Source organism: Litchfieldia alkalitelluris, assembly GCF_002153425.1.
Lineage (GTDB): Bacteria > Bacillota > Bacilli > Bacillales > Salisediminibacteriaceae > Evansella > Evansella alkalicola.
This window is the reverse complement of the sequence record NZ_KZ119600.1, coordinates 3540120-3562486: the sequence shown is the minus strand read 5'-3', so window position 1 is coordinate 3562486 and position 22367 is coordinate 3540120. Positions and strand designations below refer to the sequence as shown.

Sequence of the window (22367 nt, the reverse complement as noted above, 5' to 3'; positions counted from 1 at the left end):
CGTTCAATTGACCAATTTCGTGGTGTTTTTTATATAATATCTTTCGTTATTCTGTTTCTTCGACACTGTGGGCAAGCCTACTAGATGCGGCAGCTGCAATTGCCCCTACAATATCATCTAAAAATGTATGACATCCCTGATTCTTATCATTTAGCTTCTGGAGAACACCAGGCTTTTTCTTATCAATATAACCATAATTGGTAAAACCGATTGATCCATAAACATTAACTATAGAGAGGGCGATAATTTCATCTACACCATATAGCCCTTCATCTCGTTCAATAATTCCTTGAATAGGATCATCTAACTTACCTTGTTCGGCTAAACGGTCTAACTGAATGCCAGTCATAATGGCATTTTGAACTTCTCTTTTCTGCAAAACCTTTTCAATGTGTTCAATACATTGTTCCTTCGTAAGTCCATCTACGTATGCTTCTTGAAGGAAAAATACAAGATCACCAATATCTTCAATAGTCACTCCACGTTCGAGCAACCACTCACGAGCTTTTTGCGTATAATATTCACTGTTCTTTTTCATTGAAATCCCCTTTCTGCATCTTTTGAAAAGTATATGCAGTTCATTAGCCTATGTTACATATAAATAGTAAATGAGATAGAAGTTGTACACTGTTAATCGAAATAGCTAGCATTGGATAAGGCGTAAAGCGATATAATGCAATAAGAACCTTGCTAGCCGATTACGGAATTCGAGTAGCCTGAAGCTAGTTCAATTGTGTAGCTTTAGTCAATTAATTGTGCAGAATATCCTTTAGTGTGTGTGATGTTCGTTAAAATATTCCATTAGAAGTGAACGTGTTGTGATTCTAGGTCATAGACTATAAAAGGGTAATCAGGGATGGAGGAAGGTGGTGTTTTTATGATAGAAAGAGAACTGTATAATCAATTTAAAATATATCCAGAACAAATCATGCAAATTGGAAGTGACCACATTATTTTTGCAGAAGGTCTGGGCTATTTACTTCGTCCAATCAATTATCCTGAAAAGATGGTTAATGAAAAAATATTTATGGGTCAATGGCTGAACAATCAAGGTGACTATGACGTAGCTGCCTATATAAGCCCTGAAGGTAAAAGGAGTAGTACAATTTGGGATAACGGCGTCAGTTATATTGTTTTCCAACTCCCTGAATTTAATGGGGACATGGGAGGGGAATTAGGTTATCGCCTAGCACAATTTCATCAGCTTGGATATCATTACACCCCAAGTGATAAAAATTTATCTAATCAGTTTCTTCCTTGGAAGGAAAGGTGGGAACGACGTCTCGATCAATTAGAAAACTGGTATGTAACTGTTACTAAAAGTAGTGAGAAAACAGAGCTTGAAAAAGAATTTTGTTTGTCCTTTCCATATTTTTTAGGTGTAAGTGAAAATGCTATTCAAATGATTGCTGATATGGCAATCGACGATTTTTCTTATCAGGGAGTCCATAAGACTATTTGCCATGAGCGCTTTCAGGAATCAACCTGGTTAACGATTTGGGAAGGTGCTACATCACAAATTAAAGTGCCAACAGATCTAACATTTGATCACTATACGAGAGACATAGCAGAGTATATTCGTAATATATGGGTTTCTCCAGAATACCTTCATTTACGTATCAATCTAATAGACACATTCTTAAATGAATATGAAAAAGTGCAACCCTTATCATTACTAGATCAAAAGCTATTGTTTTCTAGGCTGTTATTTCCACTTCATTATTTCGAGAACATCGAAAAGTATTACCAAGTAGGAAATGAAATAGAAAAAGAAATCATTGCTCAAAAATGTTACCAATTATTTAAGGGTTCAGGAGATTTTGAATTGTTATTTGAGTATTTGTTTCAACGATTTGAGCAATTAAAGGTAGTGAGTAAACTTCCACACTGGATCATTCATTCTCAACACAGCACCGATTAGGATAAGCTGTGTTTATTTTTTATTTCAATAAAGTTAATAAGTATAATGGTATTAAGGAGGGGATCGTAACATGGAAAAGCCATTTATTTATGTTACACGGAAAGTACCTGAGGAGGCGTTACTCCCTTTAATGGAGATAGGTGAAGTGGAAATGTGGCCACATGAAATGGAACCTATCCCACGTGAAATACTCATAGAGAAAGCTAAAACAGCCACTGCTTTGTATACGATGTTATCGGATAAAATTGATGAAAAATTATTAGATCAATCTCCCAATTTAAAGGTTGTTTCTAATATGGCTGTTGGTTTCGATAACATTAATATTCAAGCTGCAACAGAAAAAGGCGTCGTAGTTTGCAACACGCCAGATGTATTGACTGATACAACTGCTGACCTGACCTTTGGTTTACTAATGGCAACTGCAAGAAGGATTGTGGAAGGTGCAGAATATATTAAAGCTGGTAATTGGAAAAACTGGGCTCCAATGCTGTTAGCTGGAACTGATATTCACCATAAGACGTTAGGAATAATAGGAATGGGGAGAATTGGTGCAGCCGTTGCAAAGCGGGCTAAAGGTTTTGACATGGAGATACTTTATCATAACCGTACGCATAACAGCGATGCTGAAAAGGAGCTCGGTGCTACATATGTTAGCTTTCAACATTTATTAGAACGTTCGGACTTTGTGGTTTGTCTTGCCCCTTTAACGGAAAAAACGAAGGAAATGTTTGATATAGAGGCATTTAAGCAAATGAAAAACAGTAGTATTTTTATTAACGCTTCTAGGGGTGGATTAGTGAACGAAGATGATTTAATAATCGCCCTGAGCTCAAAGGAAATTGCTGCAGCTGGATTGGATGTATTCAGAGAAGAACCAATAAGTAATGACCATCCCCTCCTAGGTTTTTCAAACGTCGTTGCCCTTCCTCATATTGGCAGTGCCAGTGTAGAGACAAGACAGGAGATGGCTAAGCTTGCTAGTCGTAATATCATTGATGTCCTAAGTGGGAAGAAACCAGAAGCAACAGTAAATTAGAGCCAAAAAAAGACTATCCAGACTGTTTGAAAAAACAGCTCAGGATAGTCTTTGATTTAGAAATTATTAATTAAAATACTTGTTCTAGTTCAGTTATTCCTGGTACTTCCTCTAGAAGAGCGCGTTCAATACCAGCTTTTAATGTGATAGTTGAACTTGGGCAAGAACCGCAAGCCCCCATTAATCGAACTTTAACAACGCCGTCTTCCACATCAACTAGTTCAACGTCTCCGCCGTCACGAAGTAGGAACGGACGTAATTTATCAAGAACTTCTTGTACTTGTGCTTCAATTGTAGTTTCTGCCATTCTTAACAACTCCTTTCTTTACTCTTACAAACATTATAATATCCATGAAGGAAAAAATCCATGAACACGTCTTATTTTTTCTATCTTTATAGTTAAAAATGTGACAATACTGCAAACTAATATCTGGATTACTTTATATGATATGATATAGTCAGTACTGTTAGTCCTTAAAAGGAGAGGCGAATTACATGAATCCAATTACTATTACAGTATACGGTGCAGAAGAGAAATGTGCCAGTTGTATACATTTACCAAGTGCTTTGGAAACAATGGAATGGTTGGAAGCGGCGGTGAACAGAAAATACCCTGAAAAGTCATTTCAATTTGTTTATTGCGATATTGAAGCTCCAGTTAATGAGGAACAAAAGATATATGCACAAAAAATATTAAATGACGAGTATTTCTATCCCCTTGTTGTGATTGATGATGAGATTGTGGCGGAGGGGAACCCAAGACTCCCTGATGTTTATAAAAAAATTGAAGAGTATGATCCTCAATAATAAGTGGCACAACTTTTTTTGCCATAAAAAAAGAAAAAGCAGTCCTAGATTTAAGTTATCATGGACTGCTTACTAAATTATTTAATTAATGACCTGAATGATACTTGTACATCCATAGTACTCCTGATTTTAAGACACGAGGCACTCTACCAGTAAGTGCTTTTTCTCCCATAAGTCCAAACCCATGCTTTTTCCCCAATGAACCTAAAACCCCTTTTAGTTTAATTTTAGGCATTTCCTCAGGATAAGGCTCGTCATTCCATTTTTTTACAAGTAGCATGGATATTTGTTCAGCTTGTGCTTCTGCAAGCTGTGCACTTGGAGCGTGGTTTAGTGCTGCACAATCACCTACAACAAAAACGTCCTCATATCCTGGAATATGATGGTATTTCGTTACTTTGACTCGTCCAATATTATCTTTCTCAACATCTAATTCACGAACCGATTTATTTGCTTGAATACCAGCTGTCCAGATAATCGCATCCATAGCATGGGCTTGATCGTGATTATATAGTGTCTCAGGTTCAACCTTTGTTATGTTGGCCTCACTAATAATCTCTACTTGGTGATCTTTGAGCCAATTTTGAACGTATGTATACAGCTTCGCTGGAAACATAGATAATATATTTTTGCCACGGTCAAAAATCTTTACATTTAAATCAGGGCGACTTTCCCTTAATTCACTGGCAAGTTCAACACCGCTTAACCCGCCTCCAACAATTGCTACAGAACCGTTAGCCCTAATTCCTTGAAGAACTTGATAAGTCTTCCTAGCACGGCGCATACTTTGAATACTTAACGTATACTTATCTGCACCTGGTACGCCATGATACCTATCCTCACAACCCAAACCAATAATAAGGTCATCATAAGGTAAAGACTCTCCGTTTCCTAACTGGACCATTTTCTTTTCTAACATAATATTTGATACGCTTTCAAATTTCAGTTCTAATCTGACATCGTTTGGAAAAGAAACACGTAAATGTGTGTCGGCAACGGTTCCTGCCGCTAATGCATAAAATTCTGTCTTTAAACTATGATATGGTTCCTTTTCAATCAAGGTTATGGTTGTATTCTTAAGATTTTTTACTGCTAAAAGCTTATGTATTACACGAAGTCCTCCATAACCACCGCCAAGTATGAGTAGATTCCGCATTGGATGGCCTCCTCTTCAAAGAGCATTTTTAAAGGTTCTTTTAAGCAAATATATATTTTATGTATATATCATAAACAACGTGCATATAATAATAAGTTTCGTACCATGTAAATCATATCAGCTATTTGTCGAAATAACAATATATTTTAGAATAATTTTTCTTTTGTAAAAAATTCATTGCCAGTCCTAAGATGTTGACAAACAGATGGTAAAATAGGAAGATGTAAATGATACAAATTTGACTAACACAGAGGTGGTTTAACTTGAATCCAATCATCGAATTTTGTGTTAGCAATTTAGCTAGTGGAACACAAGCTGTGAAGGAAGAGTTAGAAAAGGATCCAAATTTAGATGTAATTGAATACGGATGCCTTAGCTTTTGTGGTCAATGTGCTAGGAAGAAGTTCGCTCTTGTGAATGGGGAAGTTGTCACAGGAGATACGAATGAGGAATTGCTGACCAATATATATCAGTTTATAGAAGATAACCCAATGTTTTAAATCACTGTCGGCAGTTTATGCCGGCAGTTTTTAATAATTGTGATAAAATAACTTCAATAATAATAAATGGGGGAATACGATGAAACCAATACCATTTGATCATACATGGCCATACGAAAAACAAATGGGTGAAATATATTTACATGAATGCCCATATTGTGGGACTAATAATGTACTGACACATATGGCTCTCGATTCCTTAGAGTTAGCCAAGGATAAAGTGAAACAGCGATTAAACTTACCATGTTGTAGGAAAACAATGATTATTTTAGAAGCGGACGAGGATTATTTTTGGACAAATGAATCATTGAGATAATGCAGGAAGGATAGATAGAGATGAAGTTTACAAAAATGCATGGACTAGGAAATCAATATATATTTGTTAATGAATTTGAAGAGGTTCTAAAAGAAGAAGAGTTACCTTCATTGGCGATTGAAGTTGCTGATATTTTTACAGGAATAGGATCTGACGGTCTCATTCTAATTGGTCCTTCACATGTGGCTGATTTAAGAATGAGAATCTTCAACAAAGATGGCTCTGAAGCAAAGAATTGTGGTAATGGATTGCGATGTGTAGCCAAATACGCTTATGAAAATGGACTAATAACAACTGGTAATATGTCTATAGAGACCTTGGGCGGTAATGTTCACGCAACGGTTCACCCTGATTCAAACAATAAAATAGAGCTAATTACTGTAGACATGGGGATCCCTCGCCTGAAACCAGAGGAAGTCCCAGTCACAGGTGTTTCAGAAACGAAAGTTATAGGTGAAAAAATAGAAGTGGCTGGTCAAGAGTATGAAATGACAGCAGTATCAATGGGGAACCCACATGCAGTTTTCTTTGTTAATGATATTGAAAAAGCACCCCTAACGGCATTAGGTCCTAAAGTCGAAAAGCATAAGAGGTTTCCTGAAAGTGTAAACGTGGAATTTATTGAAGTCGTATCAAGAGATGAAATGCATTTTCGAGTGTGGGAAAGGGGATCTGGGGTGACGCAAGCTTGTGGTACAGGCGCTTGTGCTGCTGTTGTCGCATCAGTATTAAACGATTTTTCAGATAAAGGTGAAGAGGTTTGCGTTCATCTAGCTGGCGGCGATTTATACATTACTTGGAATGTCAATGATCATATATGGATGAAAGGCCCTGCAGAAACGATATGTGAAGGAACCTATTTTAGAAAACAAGAAAGAAATTAAGGTAAAAAAAAACGAGGCTTGGACGTAAATGTCACAGCCTCGTTTTTTTATTTGTGTTAGTACTTCTTAATTACGTTATAGAAAGTATCGCGCTCAACTGGTGTTTTATTTGCACCTTTTATCATGTAGATTAATTCTTCACGAGTTAAGCCTTGTGAAGTTAAAGCACCTACGGAGTGAGAGATTCTTTCCTCAATAAGCGTACCATGAATATCTGAACTACCAAAAGTTAAGGCCATTTGAGTTAATTGAGGACCAATATTGATCCAATAAGCTTTAATATGATCAAAGTTGTCCAACATTAAGCGACTAATAGCGATTGTTCTTAAGTCATCATAGGCAGTTGTTCGGCGTTTTAGCCCAGCATTAATACTCTTAGGCTGCATTGCAAGGGGAATAAACACCATGTACCCGTTAGTCTTATCTTGCAATTGACGAACACGATCCATATGGATTAATCGTTCTTCTTTTGACTCTATGGAACCATAAAGCATAGTGGCATGTGTTTTTAAGCCAAGTCCATGGGCAATTTCATGTGCTTCTAACCACTGGTCCGTCGATGCCTTTTCAGGACTCATTTTTGCACGGTAGCGTTCTGTAAGTATTTCAGCGCCTCCGCCTGGTAAAGTATCTAGACCAGCTTTGATTAGCTCTTCTAGAACTTCTTTCATTGACAATCCAGAAATACGAGAGAAAAACTCAATTTCAGCTCCTGTATAAGCCTTAACTGTACATTGTGGGTAATGTTTCTTTAATATTCGAATAGTGTCTAAGTAATAGTCAAATGGGACCTCGTTATTATGTCCCCCAACAATATGAAATTCGCGGATATTATCATTCCAACGATCTGACACGTATTTTAGAAGATCTTCTTCATCCATTGTATACGCGCCTTCTTCACCTGGTTTTCTTTTAAAACCACAGAATGAACAACTTGCTTCACATACATTCGTAGGATTAATGTACATATTTTGAATGAAGTAAACGTTGTCTCCGTTCTTCTCTGTGTTCACGTGGTTAGCTAATTGTGCAACAGATAATAAGTCAGGAGTGTCATATAGCTTAAGACCATCTTCTATAGTTAGTCTTTCACCATTGGCGATTTTTTCTTTTATTTCCTGAAGATTATTATCTAACAGCAATGTACTCATATTCTTCCTTCCCCCAATCAATAAGTAAATACAAGCATTTTATGTTTAACAGCATTTTGAAAATAACATAAAATATAATATGTGTTAATCCTTTTCGTAAAACGAAACTCTTAATCTATCTTACCATCTTTTTTTCAATAGTGACAAATAGAATAGCTGGTAGTATGTGTTAATCCTTCCTGGAGGATTATTAATAAGGGAAATCTGCTTTTGTTGAAGCTGAAAAGGGGAAACGATATACTATAGATAACTTCCAAATGTTAAAGGGGTGAATAATGTGATTGAAATAACTGAATCAGCAGCAGCACAAATTAAGAAAATGAAGGAAGAGGAAAGTGAAAATGTTCTTCTTCGTGTAGGTGTCAAAGGAGGTGGCTGCAGCGGTCTCTCATACGGAATGGGGTTTGATGCGGAAGTTAAGGAAGAGGATACGACATTTGAGCAAAATGGTGTAAATGTTGTAGTCGATAAGGAAAGTGCAGCTATCTTAAAGGGTGTTGTTATAGATTATAAGCAAAACATGATGGGTGGAGGATTTACGATCGATAATCCAAACGCTATCGCTTCCTGTGGATGTGGTTCTTCCTTTAGAACTGCAACAAATGCTGGAACGCCGGAAGATTGTTAAAGTAGACTTGTTCAGAATGGAATGTGCTTTCCAATAGCGCATCATTTAATTTACAAATAGAGGCTGAGACAAAAGTGTAATTTTGTCCCAGCCTCTTCTTCTTACCCACGATCAATTACCCCATAATGCTTGAGCTATGTCCAGGGTGAAGTTTTGCTGTTGGATCTACATAAGCCTTTGCGTGGTTAACTGCAACTGGTGCTTCACCGAAACCTGTTGCAATCAGCTTGGCTTTTCCATCATAAGTACAAATATCTCCACATGCATAAATACCTTCAATATTAGTTTCCATTCTTGAATTAACCACAATGGAATTTTTAACTATTTCAAGGCCCCACTCTTTAATTGGACCAAGGTTGGATATGAATCCAAAGTTAACAATTAAAGTGTCAATATCGATGGTTTCAACTACTTCTCCATCTTTTTCTTTAAGGTCAACGGCTGTAATTTTCTCACCATTACCATGGAGTTTTGTAATTACGTATGGTGTTTTAATCTGAATTTTATCAGATCCTTCTAATTGTTCTACACTATGTTCGTGTGCACGGAATTTGTTTCTACGGTGGACGATTGTAATTTCTTCCGCAATATCTTCAAGCATTAAAGTCCAGTCTACTGCGGAATCTCCGCCACCAGATAATACTACACGATCACCAGCGAATTTATTTAAATCACTAACAAAATAATGTAGATTTTTTCCTTCGTATTGATCTGCATCTTCTACTTCTAAACGGCGTGGTTGGAAAGCCCCAACTCCTGCAGTGATTATCACTGTCTTAGAATAATGAGTTTCCTTATTTGTTTTCAATGAGAAAATATTATCCTCGCCCTTTTCAACCTCCTCCACAGATTGTTCCAAAACAACTGTTGGATTAAATTGATTTGTTTGTTCAATAAGACTATCTACAAGTTCTTGAGCACGGACTTTAGGGAAACCAGCAATATCGTAAATATATTTTTCTGGATAAAGCGCCGATAATTGGCCTCCAAGTTGAGGCATAGCTTCAATAATTTTTACTTTAGCCTGTCGCATTCCAGCATAAAATGATGTAAAAATTCCGACAGGTCCTCCCCCAATAATCGTAATATCGTATACATCTCTTTCTGTAGACAAATCTCACACCTCCACTTTTTAAAAATATTTGACAATGTCACATCACATTTATTATAAATGTAAAATGATTTAATGCAAAGGATCGAATGTAAAATACTAAAATTAATCAAAAAATTCTAATAACTAATCCGTTATAAATATCGGAAAAATATAAATCATTTTTGATAGGTGTTTATCTTAACAATTTTTCTGGAAAAGTAATATAATAATAAAAAAGTTCAACAATTCGTCAAAAATAGGTTGAAAAAATTGCAGGATACCCATATGATGAAATATGAGAAAAAAACATATTCTCCGTGTAAATAATAGTAATACCTTATTGGTTAAAAAGTTTATCGTTATTTTATGATCTTGTACGTGAATTATATCACAAATGAAGGGTTTTCCTTTATGGAAAAAAACACATGCGTGATTGATTGTTATGTAGGGAAAAATGGAGAATAAGAAAGATAATAAATGGAGTGAGAAGCATGCATAAAAGACCAAAAATAGTTATTTTAGGTGCGGGTTATGGGGGAATGATGACAGCCACGAGACTTCAAAAGGCGAATGCTCATCATGATGCTGAAATCACGTTAGTGAATAAGCACAATTATCATTACCAAACAACATGGTTACATGAACCGGCGGCAGGAACATTGCATCATGATCGAACGAGAATGCGTATTGATAGCGTCATTGATACAAAAAAAATTCATTTCATAAAAGATGCAGTAAGTGAGATAAAAACAGATGAACAGAAAGTAATTCTCGAAGGTGGAGAATTGGAATATGATTATTTAGTAATAGGTTTAGGGTCGGAGCCAGAAACATTTGGTATTCCTGGGGTTGAAGAGCATGCATTTGCTATTCGAAGTGTCAACTCAGTTCGTCATATTCGGGAGCACATCGAATATAAATTTGCATCTTATAACAGCCAAGAAGAAAAACACGATGAAGATTTAACATTTATTGTTGCTGGAGCAGGCTTCACTGGAATTGAGTTTGTTGGTGAACTTTCTAAACGAGTTCCTGAACTTTGCGAGGAATATGATATCGATCGTGATAAAGTAAAAATTTATTCTGTTGAAGCAGCACCAACAGCACTTCCTGGCTTTGATGACGAACTCGTCAATTACGCTATGAATTTATTGGAGAGTCGAGGCGTTGAGTTTCTAATCAATACTCCGATCAAAGAAGTAAAAGAAGATGGCGTATTATTGAATAATGGTGAAGAGATTAAAGCGAGTACTGTGGTCTGGACTACTGGTGTTAGAGGGAATGCGGTAATTGAAAAGTCTGGATTTGAAGCAATGCGAGGAAGAATTAAAGTGGAGAAGGATTTAAGGGCACCTGGTTTTGATAACATCTTCGTCATTGGTGATTGTGCTTTAATTATCAATGAAGAGATTAACCGCCCATATCCACCTACTGCTCAAATTGCTATTCAACAATCTTATACTTGTTCGAATAATATAAAAGCCCTAATAGCAGGTAAAGAAAAGCTGGAAGAATTTACACCTGATATTAAAGGTACAGTGGCTTCTCTTGGTGGAAAAGAAGCGATCGGTCTAGTTGGTTCTACAAAGCTATATGGACATTCAGCTTCCGCAATGAAGAAAGTTATTGATAATAGGTACCTGTTCTTACTTGGTGGAATGCCACTTGTATTGAAAAAAGGTAAATTAAACTTCTTTTAAGGATTTTAAAGCAGTTCTGGATGACAATATCCAGAATTGCTTTTTTTATTTTATGTATTTATATGCAATTGCGAATAAGATGGTACTGGATTAGGGACTTTAACTATAAAAAGCGTTAAAGAAAAAATGTATGTAAGTTTTTTTAACATGGAGATATTAAAAGGAAAGAAGTGTTGATTACGCTTTCATCGAGGATTTAGCACGTATATGCAGTTTTTCATTTTATTTAAAAACTGTTATATTATCAGAAACTTCAGAAAAAATAATCATAAAGGAGGAGTCATCATGGCTCTAAGAAAGCAAAAGCTTAAAACAGGTGATTGTCCATACTGTACAGGAAAAGGGTATTTCCAGTTGTTGCTGGGTGGTTCCGAAACTTGCGATAATTGTCATGGTACTGGCCAGAAAAATAGTGTAGCAAAATGATTAATGATGAATGAACTCTCAGGTTTAACGCCTGAGGGTTATTTTTTTGTTTGCAATTATTATAAAAATGACCTTTGAATGGACCTTCTAATTGACTAAGCTTCTATAGATAGAGTAAACTTAATTTTGACCTTATGGGGGTGAAAGTAATGTTGAGCTTACCACAATTAATAATAGCTATTGTATTATATTTCGTACTTTTCTTCGGGATTGGATTTATATTAAATATGTTGCTTCGCTCCACGTGGACAATGGCAGTTATTTATCCAATTGTCATTTTCTTTATTGTAGATGAGTCAGGTTTACTGCAGTATTTCTTGAGTCCTGGAGAAGCGTTTCCTACTTTTTTTAATGATTTAATTGCATTAAAAACTGCAGACATCATTATCTTAAGTGCGGGAATGGCTGGAGCAATTTTGTCAGGCATTGCTAATCGAATGTTAAGAAACCGCGGATATCAAATGTTCTAATTAATCGAGCCCAAAAGGTTTTTGCCTTTAGGGCTTTTTTATATGCATCATTGTTATTTTCAGACTAGTGGTTGAATAAAGGTCCCGTCATTTGGAAACTCTGTCAAGGTGAGAGGAGTGAAAAAAATGACAAGACTAAAAGTGCCATTTAAGTACATTATTTTCACGTTCTTATTTATTGGCGCTATTTTTTCAACTTTCTTTGGTTTATCAAATGTTAAAGCTAATGAACTGGATTCCTTGGTCACGGAACGGAATTTATTATGGAACAAAAGTTCTGAGATATTAGCTGGAAGGACACATTTAAAAAGAGAAAGTCAGTTGAGGAACAGGGAATTTATAAATGTGTTTCATCATGTAGATATGGAACAACTGACTTTTAACACAACTGAAGAGACATTTCAGGCATTAGAAGATCTTGAAGATTGGAGTCAGTACCCAGCTGTTGAGGTAGTAGCAACAGGATACACAGCAGGACCTGAATCAACAGGGAAGACTGAAGACCATCCACAATATGGTATAACTTATTCTGGTGTTGAGGTGAAGAGGGATATTTATTCCACTGTTGCTGCTGATACGGAAGTATTTCCTATCGGGACAATTCTTTTTATACCAGGGTATGGGTATGGTGTTGTTGCAGATACTGGATCAGCTATCAAGGGTAATAAAATAGATCTTTACTATGAAACCGTGGATGATGTTTATGAACAATGGGGTAAACGCTCTGTTGAAGTATATATTGTAGAGAGTGGAGAAGGTCATTTAACGGATGACGAATTAATCAAGTTAAATGAAGATGAAGCGATACAAGTATATAGAAGACAGATGCGTTTTGTAGATGCTTCTTAATAACAAAAACTGCTGCCTTGTAAATAACAGGTCAGCAGTTTTTTGTAGTAAGTGTTTTAAGTTCAAGAAGCAAGAAAGCTGTATATGGCGTATAAATGAAACTTTTTGGACTAATGCAATACTGCATGTAATATTAATGTAAGAACGATGCCTAAGATCCCACCAAAAAATACTTCTATTGGTTGATGACCTAATAGCTCTTTTAATTCTTTCCTTTTTTCCTGCTCTTTTTTATCAGGCCAAGACCTCATCTCTTCAACTAGCTTATTAAAATCCATCACTAATCTGTTTAGAACTGTAGCTTGTTCGCCTGCATGCCAGCGTACTCCTGTTGCATCAAACATCACGATGATACCAAAAGTTGCTGCAATAGCAAATAGTGGCGAGCCTAGACCTTCCTCTAGGGCAATCGCAGTCGATAACGCGGTTACAGCACCAGAATGAGAACTGGGCATTCCACCTGTACTGGTGAGAAGCGTCCAATCGAATCTTTTAGATGCGATATATTGAAGTGGTACTTTTATAAATTGAGCAAACCCAATTGCAAATAGAGCCGCCCATAAGGGAAAATTAGAGAATAATTCCATAACGATAGATGTCCTTTCCTCAGTTGATAGTATATTTACCCTAGCTATTAGGAATCTAAACTATAGTATAAACGTATTTTGCAACGTTCATTATAGCATAATTTTATAGGTGATTATTATATAGACTATTTTTTTATTATTACATTTAATTAGCTACCGTGAAAATACATATTTTGTGTTGGTGATCGCTGCACGCTACTCACGTTTTGAGAGCATAGTTGGATTTAAACAAATGAAGGTTTGCATATCTGGGGTTAGGGAAATATATAATGAAGACATTTTAGAGAATATGGTAATTATATGGAGTTGAGCGGAGTAATATTATATAGGGACAGTGTTATTTGAACTAAGCGTAATATTTACAGAGAAATCCTCTAATATGTCCACATATCCTTTTTGTACATTTACGAATATTGCTTTATGCTATTTAATAGGCGAGTTAGTTGAAAAATAACCGTCTACTACATATGACTTTATTCGACAACAATTAACGAAAAGCTGATAAAGAAAGCCTTCATATAACATATATCCTACTAAACACATCGAAATACATGGGTATATTGATGAAAAATGTCAAATTCGGAGAGGAGGGGTAGGAGAATTGGACGGTATAAAAAAAGTACTTAAATTTCTAGATAACTTATTGATAAAATTCGAAACTATCGTCTTAAGTTGGTCCATCATCATCATTTCGGTCATGACTTTTGGGAATGTAATTAGCCGTAGGGTAACGGGAAGTAGTTGGTTGTTTGCTTCTGAAGTAAGTGAAATAGCTATTATAATGGCAACTTTTATGGGAATTAGTTACGCGGCTAGAAAAGGAAGACATATTAGCATGTCAGCATTCTTTGATATGGCACCTAAAAAAGTAAAGAAAGTTTTAGCTATTGTCAATCCATTAATAACAGCGCTCATATTATTCCTTCTTACGTACTATGCATATGGGTATACGGTAAATCAGACGAGAACAACAGCAGCAATGGAGCTTCCTTATTGGGTAATGGTTATGTTTATACCAATCGGCTTGTTTCTAGGTGGATTACAATTCTTACGAAATGCATGGGTGAACATAGTTAATGATGAAGTTTATCTGGCCCAGGAGAAAAAAGATTATGATGAACAATAAAATGAAAATGAGAGGAATTTAATATGGAGTGGATTATACTTCTTGTAATGGTAGTATTACTCGTTATGGGTCTGCCAATGATGATTCCTTTAATAGCAGGGGCCTTGGTCTTAGTTTTCTTTTTCCTTGGTTCATTGGACCCGTATATTATCATACAACAAATGAGGACAGGGATTGTTCCTTATGCCCTTCTAGCAGTACCTCTGTTTATATTTGCTGCGGATATAATGGCAACAGGAAAAACCTCAAATAGATTAGTAGATTTTGTTGGTGCTTTCGTCGGACACCTTCGTGGTGGTTACGCGATCACAACAGCTGCAGCTTGTACTTTGTTTGGATCGATATCAGGTTCGACACAAGCGACGGTTGTTGCAGTTGGTACTCCAATGCGTCAACGGTTGTTAAAAATGGGATATAAAGATTCTAGTGCAATTGCTCTTATTATTAATGCTAGTGATATTGCATTACTTATTCCACCTAGTATTGGAATGATTATTTACGCGCTAGTTTCCAATGCATCCGTTGGGGATTTGTTTATTGCAGGGATTGGTCCAGGAGTTTTAATTTTTATATTTTTTGCGGTTTATGCCTACATACACGCAAAAATTTATAAAATACCAAAAGTGGAAAAGGCAACCTGGTCTGATAGATTAGAGAGAACACGAAAGGCACTTCTTCCATTAGGTTTCCCTTTTATTATCGTAGGTGGGATTTACACTGGAATGTTCACGCCTACGGAAGCAGCTGGGATATCCGTTTTATATGCATTGATTTTGGAAGTGTTAATTTATAGAACTATAAAATTGAAGAACATTCCAAAAATTGCTATGTCTAGTGGTCTAGTAACCTCTGCAGTTTTCATTCTTGTAGCAGCAGGTCAAGCTTTTTCAATGGCTATTAATAGGGCGAGAATCCCACATACACTTACTGATGCTGTTTTAGGGCCAGACCCTTCAGCATTGACAGTTCTATTTATTGTTGCACTATTCTTCTTTATTGGTTGTATGTTTGTGGATCCAATAGTAGTGATTTTGATTTTATCACCAATATTTGCTCCAGTAGCAACTGCTGCAGGTGTAGATCCAGTCCATCTAGGTGTAGTAATAGTATTCCAAGCAGCTTTAGGTTCAGCAACACCACCTTTTGGCGTCGATATCTTCACCGCCAGTGCGGTGTTCAACAAGTCCTATCTCGATGTTATTCGTGGGACACCGCCATATATCGTTATGTTAGTGATAGTTGCTGTATTAGTCATACTGTTTGAGGACATCTCACTTTTCTTAGTTCGCTTGATGTAAGAAGGTTTGAGATATCCTTAAAATAAATAAATCAAATTATGGGGGTAATTTTAGTTATGAATTTGAAAAAAAGCTTATTGCTCATCACAGCTATTTCCATGGCTTTCTTCTTGGCAGCTTGTGGTGACGACGACGGTGCAGAGTTTCAATGGGACTTTGTAACAGAGGAAGTGCAAGGACAAGTACAATATGAATATGCTGCTGAATTTGCAGAAAGAATGGCAGAGAAATCTGACGGTCGAGTAGAAATCACTGTTTTTGAATATGGTGGTCTTGGTGATGGTGTAGACCAAGCGGAGCAGTTAATGGATGGTTACACGGAGTTAGCTATTGTTTCTCCAGGTTTTACTGGAACAATGGTTGAGGAAGCTCAATTATTCGCATTACATTTCTTGTTCCCAGATGATATTGCTTTAACTCAGCAAATCTTGGACGAAAGTGAAGCATTAAATGTAGAACTACGTGCAAAGTATGAAGAACATAATATGACACCGCTAGCATTCTGGACTGAAGGTGCTATGCAATGGACTGGTAGTAGTCCATTAAGAACTCCAGATGATTTTGATGGTTTCCAAATGCGTATCCAAGAGTCTCCATTAATTAGTAATTCCTATCAAGCATATGGTGCAGACCCTACTCCACTTGACTGGGGTGAGTTATACACTAGTTTACAGCAAGGTGCACTAGATGGTCAGGAAAACCCTATCTTCTTTATTGAGGATGCTGGATTCCATGAAGTGCAAGACCATATGACAGTTTCTAATCACAATAACTATGTCGCTATGACTGTTGTAAATACAGATTTCTATAACGACCTTCCAGATGATATTCGTGAAATGGTTGATGAAACAGTAGAAGAAATGCGATCAGTTGGATTTGAAATGCAGGATCAAATGAATGAAGAACTATTAACTGCTATTGAAGAAGATACAGAAAACCCAACAGAAGTTTACTATTTATCTGAAGATGAGCGTCAAGCGTTCCGTGAACTAGCAATTCCAGTTCGTCAATTCTTCATTGATAACTATGGTGAGGATTCTGGTAGAATCTTAAACATGTTAGAAGAAGAGATTCAAGCAGCTCAACAGTAATGTAGAAAAGATAGTTTGAGAAAGGCCTGAGGATATAGTTCCTTAGGTCTTTTCTTTAGTCCACAAAAAGTTCGGAAAAAGTTCGGGGACCAGGTCCCCGAACTTTTTGTTAATCTATTGACACTATATTAGTCTAATGTTATATTAAACAAGCATTTTAATACATTAGTGATTTAGCATGATAAAGCGAAAATATTGTAATATATTAAAAATCATTTATTTGGAGAGGAGAATGAATCATGAATGCAGTAATAATTGCAGTTTTAGTTATGATCGTTTTAAGTTTATTTAGAATTCATGTCGTTATTGCACTTGTGTCTGGGGCACTTGTTGGAGGGCTAACTGCTGGTTTTACACTAGAAGAAACATTGACGATATTTGGCACAGGGTTAGGAGCGAATGCAGGAGTAGCGTTAAGTTATGCAATGCTTGGGGCGTTTGCAATTTCTATCAGTTTTACAGGTTTACCAAATCTATTAGTTCGAAGTGTAGTGTCTGCAGTTGGGAAAGAAGGAGAAACGGAAACTAGGACGCTTACAAAGGTATTGATTTTACTTGGAATATTATTAATTTCAGTGTCTTCACAAAACTTAATTCCAATTCATATTGCATTTATTCCTATATTAATACCACCTATGATCAAAGTGTTTAATGCCTTAATGATTGATAGACGTGGAATTGCAGCTATTATGACTTTTGGTTTAAAAGCACCATATATTTTATTACCTTTTGGTTTTGGACTTATATTCCATGAAATAATTGAGAGAAACATGGTTGAAAGTGGTATGGAGATCGAGCTTTCAATGATACCGAAAGCGATGGCACTCCCAGTACTTGGAATGGTAATTGGTTTAATCGTTGCTGTGTTCATTTCATATCGAAAACGAAGGACATATGAAGACCGTGAGATAGTTAGTCAAGAAGATAAACAAAATGATTTTGCTTATACTATACCGTCTGTTGTAATTGGTATACTTTCAATTATTACAGTTCTTGTCTTACAAATTCTTACTGACTCTATGATATTCAGTTCATTTGTTGGTTTAGTAATTATTTATCTTTATTTTATTGTAAAACAGTTTAAAGGGAAGCATAGCATGTCAGAATCAGAAACATTGATGACAAATGGAATGAAAATGATGGCTTTCATTGGCTTCGTTATGATAGCTGCAGGTGGTTTTGCGGAAGTAATTAGAGAGACGGGGCATGTAAACACATTAGTGGCCTCAGTCGCTGATTTAATTGGAGATAATAAAGGGTTAGGAGCTTTATTAATGCTTATAGTTGGTCTATTGATTACAATGGGAATAGGCTCATCATTCTCGACGATTCCGATTATAGCGGTTATCTTTGTACCACTAGCATCTGTATTAGGATTCAGTCCTTTAGCAACAATAGCGTTAATAGGAACAGCTGGAGCTTTAGGTGATGCAGGATCACCAGCATCTGACAGTACACTTGGACCAACTGCAGGTTTAAATGTGGACGGACAACATCATCACATTTGGGATACTTGTGTACCAACATTCTTGCATTTTAATATACCATTAATCATATTTGGTTGGTTAGCTGCGGTTATTTTATAAGGGTGTAATCAATAATTTATAGTGAAAAAATATAAAAGAGCCTGCTCTGTTCACGCTTGTGAAAGGAGCAGGTTCTTATTTGTTCATCCACTGTATTAAGGAAGACCGAATATTTTACGTTTTTTATCAGTTAAGTCTTCCAAAAATGTATGGTAGTACACATCAACTAGTGGTTCAAAATACCTTGAAATGTGGTTCTTTTTTAAAGGGACATTAAACTTTGTAATGAAATAAATGGTTGAACAAAAAGATAGAAATAATGTAAGGAGAGGTCGTTTTGTTATTAAATAGCTATAAAAATACATTTTCACATAAATTACTCCTGACCAAAAAACGTTCCAACCATGAGCATAAAGAATTAAGTCTTCCTTGTGAATCAAATACTCAACAGCAAAGCTTATTGTAATCCAACGTGCAAAATGAATAAATTGCTTAGATAGTGTATGTGGCATCTCACTTAGGAAAACAAGCACTACTAAAGGAGTTACAAGTATTGTATGAACTAATCTAAGAAGTAACCAGTTAACTCCAATGTTTGGGATGAATTCCCAAACTAGGTGTCGTCTACATAGCAAATAATAAAGTCCATTAAAGGAACTGACATAAATCATATTTTTATAAAACTTAGGAATTTTAGGCAAAGAATTACTTGATAGGGCTAACAATATGATTAGAATTACTAAAACTGTGTGTCTTCTCCTATTTTCATAATTTTTTTTGATTCTCATTTCAACCCACCTACTTAATATAATCGTTATGTAGTTTTTGCTCTTTTTTATATTAAATCCATTTTTACAAAAAAAAGACTAACAAACTTGGTCCCAGTCAGCTAGTCAAATGAGTTACATTATCCGTGTTTTATCAGGAGGTCATCTTGTCTAATTAATGAACCTATCTTAAGCACTATGTTGAATGTTGTTTATTCCTGACTTTGACCTATTAATAGCCTTCACCATCCTCGGAAGAACCAAAGCAATCATTCCAGTGAGAATAAAATCTTTTACAAAAAAAGGAGCCATAATAACAGAGGTAGACAAAAATGTTACCTCATCTAAATTTAAAATAAACTGTTGATGTAAGTATAAATATGGTACTCCGATAGCATAATTAATTATTAAGCCAATATAGCAAGCGAATAGATACATTAGTATAGAAGGTTTTACTATTTCAAGAATCCAGCCCACAAAGAATGCCAAGATAATAAAAGATAGAACGAATCCGAAAGTAGGGCTTAGAAAGTTGTGCATTCCTCCTTGAAAACCAGCGAATACTGGAACACCGATTAATCCAATGATGGTATAACCAATCATAGAAAATGCTCCAACTTTCTTTCCTAATAAAACACCAGCTAAAATTGCAATAACTGTTTGGAATGTTAAGGGAACTGCTCCTACGGTAATAAAAGCTGTAATATTAGCCCCAATCCCCATTAAAGCAATAAACATTGCAGCCTTCGTTAAATCTAAAACTGTAAACATATTATTTTTTGTTTTTGCCATCACTCTACCTCACTCTCGCAGTATTGTTAACCAATAACTATATATTGTTAACAATATATTAAAATCTATCAAGTTTATTGTCAACTAAAACCTCTAAAACGGTTAACAACTCTCAAGAGGTTAATGTAAGAATATTCACAAACATTTCATTCTTTGGTGAAAAATTGAGGCTAGTTCTTGTGTAAACTTGTAGTGTGGAATAATTTCATGATTCTAAAGGATTGTTATTATGGTGTTAACTATAGCACCTAAAAATAGAGGTGTTATTAACGTGGTAAAATCATTGATATCTGAAAATAAAATAAAGGAAATCTTTATTGGTGAGCCATTGTCAATTACAGGGAGAAGGCAATTCAGTTCAGATGAAAAGAAAAATTATAAGGAGTATGGACACATCACTAACAAAATCATTCATGCCATATACGGCGATAATATTTCATTTTCGAATATTACTAGTAGTAATTCCGTAATTATATGGTACTCAGACGAATCAAAATGCCTACATGAGATCATCAGACAAATTAAAACAGTCAAACAAAGAAAGACTAATGTTTATATTATTGATAGTACTAATAATAGTGGGTCCAGTCACTACGAGAACTATTTTTCAATTAAAAATGATAGTAGCATACCAATAGTTCTTGGTTTCTTCTATTACTATTTAACTAGAAAACCTTTACCTGAACATTTTTCTTCTAAATGCTTTAAAACCAATGAGGCCTATAGGTGGTTAATAGAACAATATACTCTTGAAAAAGTCTCAGAATGGTCTGGTCTTGATGGAAGATCGTTATCCATTTTATATAAGTTATTATATGAAGGAACTGATCTACACCATCACTTAGTATTTCCAGATAATCATAGTGAGGTAAATATTCAATGTATTCGTAGTATATGTTTACTTTCTTCTTTCTCGCCGGAAAATGAATTTATAAAAACTCTACCTATTTCTTATGATGGGATAGACTTAATGGGAGCTTGGCATGAACAACGATATAAAGGACCAAATATAACTGACTGCTATGATTCTAAATCAGGTTACTATGGTAATAAGGTAAATTTGTATGACTGGGGTTTTGCTGACAGGTTTGATGTCGATCCCTTTCCGTTATATAAAGCAAATTAAATAATGGGGAATATTTTTTTAGGAATATTTGATCTATATATTAAATAAAGACTAACTTCAGTTGTTGGTCTTTTTTTTGTTGATTTTCACCTGAAAATTATATAATACCTCTTGAAGACAGGATCATAGTATGTTATATTTTTAGTCGTCGCAAAAAACCTTATTATTTAAATAAACTTTTTGTTGACTTATATTTAGAAAGATGTTAAATTAGTATTTGTCGCTAAAAACGATGTAAACACTATTTAAAAAAGTTGTTGACTCCGACAAAATATATTGATATAATATAAAAGTCGCTGTCAAACGACATTGTTTCAAAATTGACCTTTGAAAACTAAACAAAAAGCCAAGCGAAGTGGGATAAGAAGTTACTTCATATTATATGAGGTGATGAAGAATATCCCGTCAATGAATTACAAAATTAGCCAGATGAAAATCTGCAGCTAGACATCAAACACTTTATTGGAGAGTTTGATCCTGGCTCAGGACGAACGCTGGCGGCGTGCCTAATACATGCAAGTCGAGCGGACTTCTTTAAAGCTTGCTTTAGAGAAGTTAGCGGCGGACGGGTGAGTAACACGTGGGCAACCTGCCTTACAGACTGGGATAACTTCGGGAAACCGAAGCTAATACCGGATGATCAAATGAACCGCATGGTTCAATTGTAAAAGTTGGGATTTATCCTAACACTGTGAGATGGGCCCGCGGCGCATTAGCTAGTTGGTGAGGTAACGGCTCACCAAGGCAACGATGCGTAGCCGACCTGAGAGGGTGATCGGCCACACTGGAACTGAGACACGGTCCAGACTCCTACGGGAGGCAGCAGTAGGGAATCATCCGCAATGGGCGAAAGCCTGACGGTGCAACGCCGCGTGAACGATGAAGGTCTTCGGATTGTAAAGTTCTGTTGTTAGGGAAGAACAAGTGCCATTCGAATAGGTTGGCACCTTGACGGTACCTAACCAGAAAGCCCCGGCTAACTACGTGCCAGCAGCCGCGGTAATACGTAGGGGGCAAGCGTTGTCCGGAATTATTGGGCGTAAAGCGCGCGCAGGCGGTCTCTTAAGTCTGATGTGAAAGCCCACGGCTCAACCGTGGAGGGTCATTGGAAACTGGG

24 protein-coding genes and 1 other annotated feature are annotated in these 22367 nt (G+C 36.0%); of the genes, 16 read left to right on the top strand and 8 right to left on the bottom strand.

Annotated features, from left to right (window positions below):
- Positions 1-46 precede the first annotated feature (46 nt).
- Positions 47-538: a phosphatidylglycerophosphatase A family protein gene (locus BW724_RS17175; RefSeq protein ID WP_088076374.1), complete on the bottom strand. Its 492-nt coding sequence runs from the start codon at positions 536-538 to the stop codon at positions 47-49.
- Positions 539-877: 339 nt separating this feature from the next.
- Between BW724_RS17175 and yutH the strand changes: the two genes are divergently transcribed.
- Both yutH and BW724_RS17165 read left to right on the top strand, forming a co-directional pair.
- Positions 878-1921, top strand: a complete 1044-nt coding sequence (gene yutH, locus BW724_RS17170) for a spore coat putative kinase YutH (protein WP_176371451.1) — start codon at positions 878-880, stop codon at positions 1919-1921.
- Positions 1922-1991: 70 nt separating this feature from the next.
- Positions 1992-2957, top strand: coding sequence for a 2-hydroxyacid dehydrogenase (locus BW724_RS17165; RefSeq protein ID WP_088076372.1), 966 nt, complete (start codon positions 1992-1994; stop codon positions 2955-2957).
- 70 nt (positions 2958-3027) lie between these two features.
- Here BW724_RS17165 and BW724_RS17160 read toward each other — a convergent pair whose 3' ends face one another.
- Entirely contained in the window at positions 3028-3264 is a 237-nt protein-coding gene (locus tag BW724_RS17160) for a NifU family protein (protein ID WP_088076371.1), read from the bottom strand.
- Between the two features lie 188 nt (positions 3265-3452).
- Between BW724_RS17160 and BW724_RS17155 the strand changes: the two genes are divergently transcribed.
- Positions 3453-3764: a YuzD family protein gene (locus BW724_RS17155; protein ID WP_088076370.1), complete on the top strand. Its 312-nt coding sequence runs from the start codon at positions 3453-3455 to the stop codon at positions 3762-3764.
- Between the two features lie 85 nt (positions 3765-3849).
- Here BW724_RS17155 and BW724_RS17150 read toward each other — a convergent pair whose 3' ends face one another.
- Positions 3850-4920 (bottom strand): NAD(P)/FAD-dependent oxidoreductase, encoded by a 1071-nt coding sequence (locus BW724_RS17150; RefSeq protein WP_088076369.1) that lies wholly within the window; start codon positions 4918-4920, stop codon positions 3850-3852.
- 263 nt (positions 4921-5183) lie between these two features.
- On the opposite strand from BW724_RS17150, the gene BW724_RS17145 reads away from it, so the two are divergent.
- The 3 genes from BW724_RS17145 to dapF all read left to right on the top strand — a co-directional run bounded on the left by BW724_RS17145 (position 5184) and on the right by dapF (position 6620).
- Positions 5184-5420 (top strand): YuzB family protein, encoded by a 237-nt coding sequence (locus tag BW724_RS17145; protein WP_088076368.1) that lies wholly within the window; start codon positions 5184-5186, stop codon positions 5418-5420.
- 79 nt (positions 5421-5499) lie between these two features.
- On the top strand, positions 5500-5736 hold the full coding sequence (locus BW724_RS17140; protein ID WP_088076367.1) for a hypothetical protein: 237 nt from the start codon (positions 5500-5502) through the stop codon (positions 5734-5736).
- Positions 5737-5756: 20 nt separating this feature from the next.
- On the top strand, positions 5757-6620 hold the full coding sequence (dapF, locus tag BW724_RS17135; RefSeq protein WP_088076366.1) for a diaminopimelate epimerase: 864 nt from the start codon (positions 5757-5759) through the stop codon (positions 6618-6620).
- 56 nt (positions 6621-6676) lie between these two features.
- Here the strand turns inward: dapF and mqnE are convergent, their stop codons facing one another.
- Positions 6677-7771: an aminofutalosine synthase MqnE gene (gene mqnE / locus BW724_RS17130; protein WP_088076365.1), complete on the bottom strand. Its 1095-nt coding sequence runs from the start codon at positions 7769-7771 to the stop codon at positions 6677-6679.
- 268 nt (positions 7772-8039) lie between these two features.
- Between mqnE and erpA the strand changes: the two genes are divergently transcribed.
- Entirely contained in the window at positions 8040-8399 is a 360-nt protein-coding gene (erpA, locus tag BW724_RS17125; RefSeq protein ID WP_088076364.1) for an iron-sulfur cluster insertion protein ErpA, read from the top strand.
- Between the two features lie 115 nt (positions 8400-8514).
- Here erpA and BW724_RS17120 read toward each other — a convergent pair whose 3' ends face one another.
- Positions 8515-9513: an NAD(P)/FAD-dependent oxidoreductase gene (locus BW724_RS17120; RefSeq protein ID WP_088076363.1), complete on the bottom strand. Its 999-nt coding sequence runs from the start codon at positions 9511-9513 to the stop codon at positions 8515-8517.
- A 470-nt stretch (positions 9514-9983) separates the two neighbouring features.
- Here BW724_RS17120 and BW724_RS17115 point away from each other — a divergent pair, with 470 nt between their 5' ends.
- From BW724_RS17115 to BW724_RS17105, 4 genes are all read left to right on the top strand, one after another.
- Positions 9984-11192: an NAD(P)/FAD-dependent oxidoreductase gene (locus tag BW724_RS17115; protein ID WP_088076362.1), complete on the top strand. Its 1209-nt coding sequence runs from the start codon at positions 9984-9986 to the stop codon at positions 11190-11192.
- A gap of 285 nt (positions 11193-11477) precedes the next feature.
- On the top strand, positions 11478-11618 hold the full coding sequence (locus BW724_RS23705; protein ID WP_176371450.1) for a YuiA family protein: 141 nt from the start codon (positions 11478-11480) through the stop codon (positions 11616-11618).
- Between the two features lie 149 nt (positions 11619-11767).
- Positions 11768-12088: a YuiB family protein gene (locus BW724_RS17110; protein WP_088076361.1), complete on the top strand. Its 321-nt coding sequence runs from the start codon at positions 11768-11770 to the stop codon at positions 12086-12088.
- Between the two features lie 126 nt (positions 12089-12214).
- Entirely contained in the window at positions 12215-12937 is a 723-nt protein-coding gene (locus BW724_RS17105; RefSeq protein ID WP_088076360.1) for a 3D domain-containing protein, read from the top strand.
- A 110-nt stretch (positions 12938-13047) separates the two neighbouring features.
- Here the strand turns inward: BW724_RS17105 and BW724_RS17100 are convergent, their stop codons facing one another.
- Positions 13048-13524 carry a divergent PAP2 family protein gene (locus tag BW724_RS17100; protein ID WP_088076359.1) on the bottom strand — a complete coding sequence of 159 codons (477 nt, stop codon included), beginning with the start codon at positions 13522-13524 and terminating at the stop codon, positions 13048-13050.
- 601 nt (positions 13525-14125) lie between these two features.
- Here BW724_RS17100 and BW724_RS17095 point away from each other — a divergent pair.
- From BW724_RS17095 to BW724_RS17080, 4 genes are all read left to right on the top strand, one after another.
- On the top strand, positions 14126-14650 hold the full coding sequence (locus tag BW724_RS17095) for a TRAP transporter small permease (RefSeq protein WP_235849002.1): 525 nt from the start codon (positions 14126-14128) through the stop codon (positions 14648-14650).
- A 23-nt stretch (positions 14651-14673) separates the two neighbouring features.
- Positions 14674-15948 carry a TRAP transporter large permease gene (locus BW724_RS17090; RefSeq protein ID WP_088076358.1) on the top strand — a complete coding sequence of 425 codons (1275 nt, stop codon included), beginning with the start codon at positions 14674-14676 and terminating at the stop codon, positions 15946-15948.
- 56 nt (positions 15949-16004) lie between these two features.
- Positions 16005-17039: a TRAP transporter substrate-binding protein DctP gene (dctP, locus tag BW724_RS17085; RefSeq protein ID WP_088076357.1), complete on the top strand. Its 1035-nt coding sequence runs from the start codon at positions 16005-16007 to the stop codon at positions 17037-17039.
- A gap of 239 nt (positions 17040-17278) precedes the next feature.
- Entirely contained in the window at positions 17279-18625 is a 1347-nt protein-coding gene (locus BW724_RS17080; protein WP_088076356.1) for a Na+/H+ antiporter family protein, read from the top strand.
- A gap of 95 nt (positions 18626-18720) precedes the next feature.
- On the opposite strand, the gene BW724_RS17075 is transcribed toward BW724_RS17080, so the two are convergent.
- Positions 18721-19353, bottom strand: a complete 633-nt coding sequence (locus tag BW724_RS17075) for a hypothetical protein (protein WP_088076355.1) — start codon at positions 19351-19353, stop codon at positions 18721-18723.
- 168 nt (positions 19354-19521) lie between these two features.
- Complete coding sequence (locus BW724_RS17070; RefSeq protein ID WP_088076354.1) at positions 19522-20124, bottom strand: biotin transporter BioY; 603 nt, start codon at positions 20122-20124, stop codon at positions 19522-19524.
- Between the two features lie 271 nt (positions 20125-20395).
- Between BW724_RS17070 and BW724_RS17065 the strand changes: the two genes are divergently transcribed.
- Positions 20396-21250 (top strand): hypothetical protein, encoded by an 855-nt coding sequence (locus tag BW724_RS17065; protein ID WP_176371449.1) that lies wholly within the window; start codon positions 20396-20398, stop codon positions 21248-21250.
- Between the two features lie 467 nt (positions 21251-21717).
- Positions 21718-22276 (top strand) — a sequence feature (16S ribosomal RNA rRNA prediction is too short).
- Positions 22277-22367: the final 91 nt, after the last annotated feature.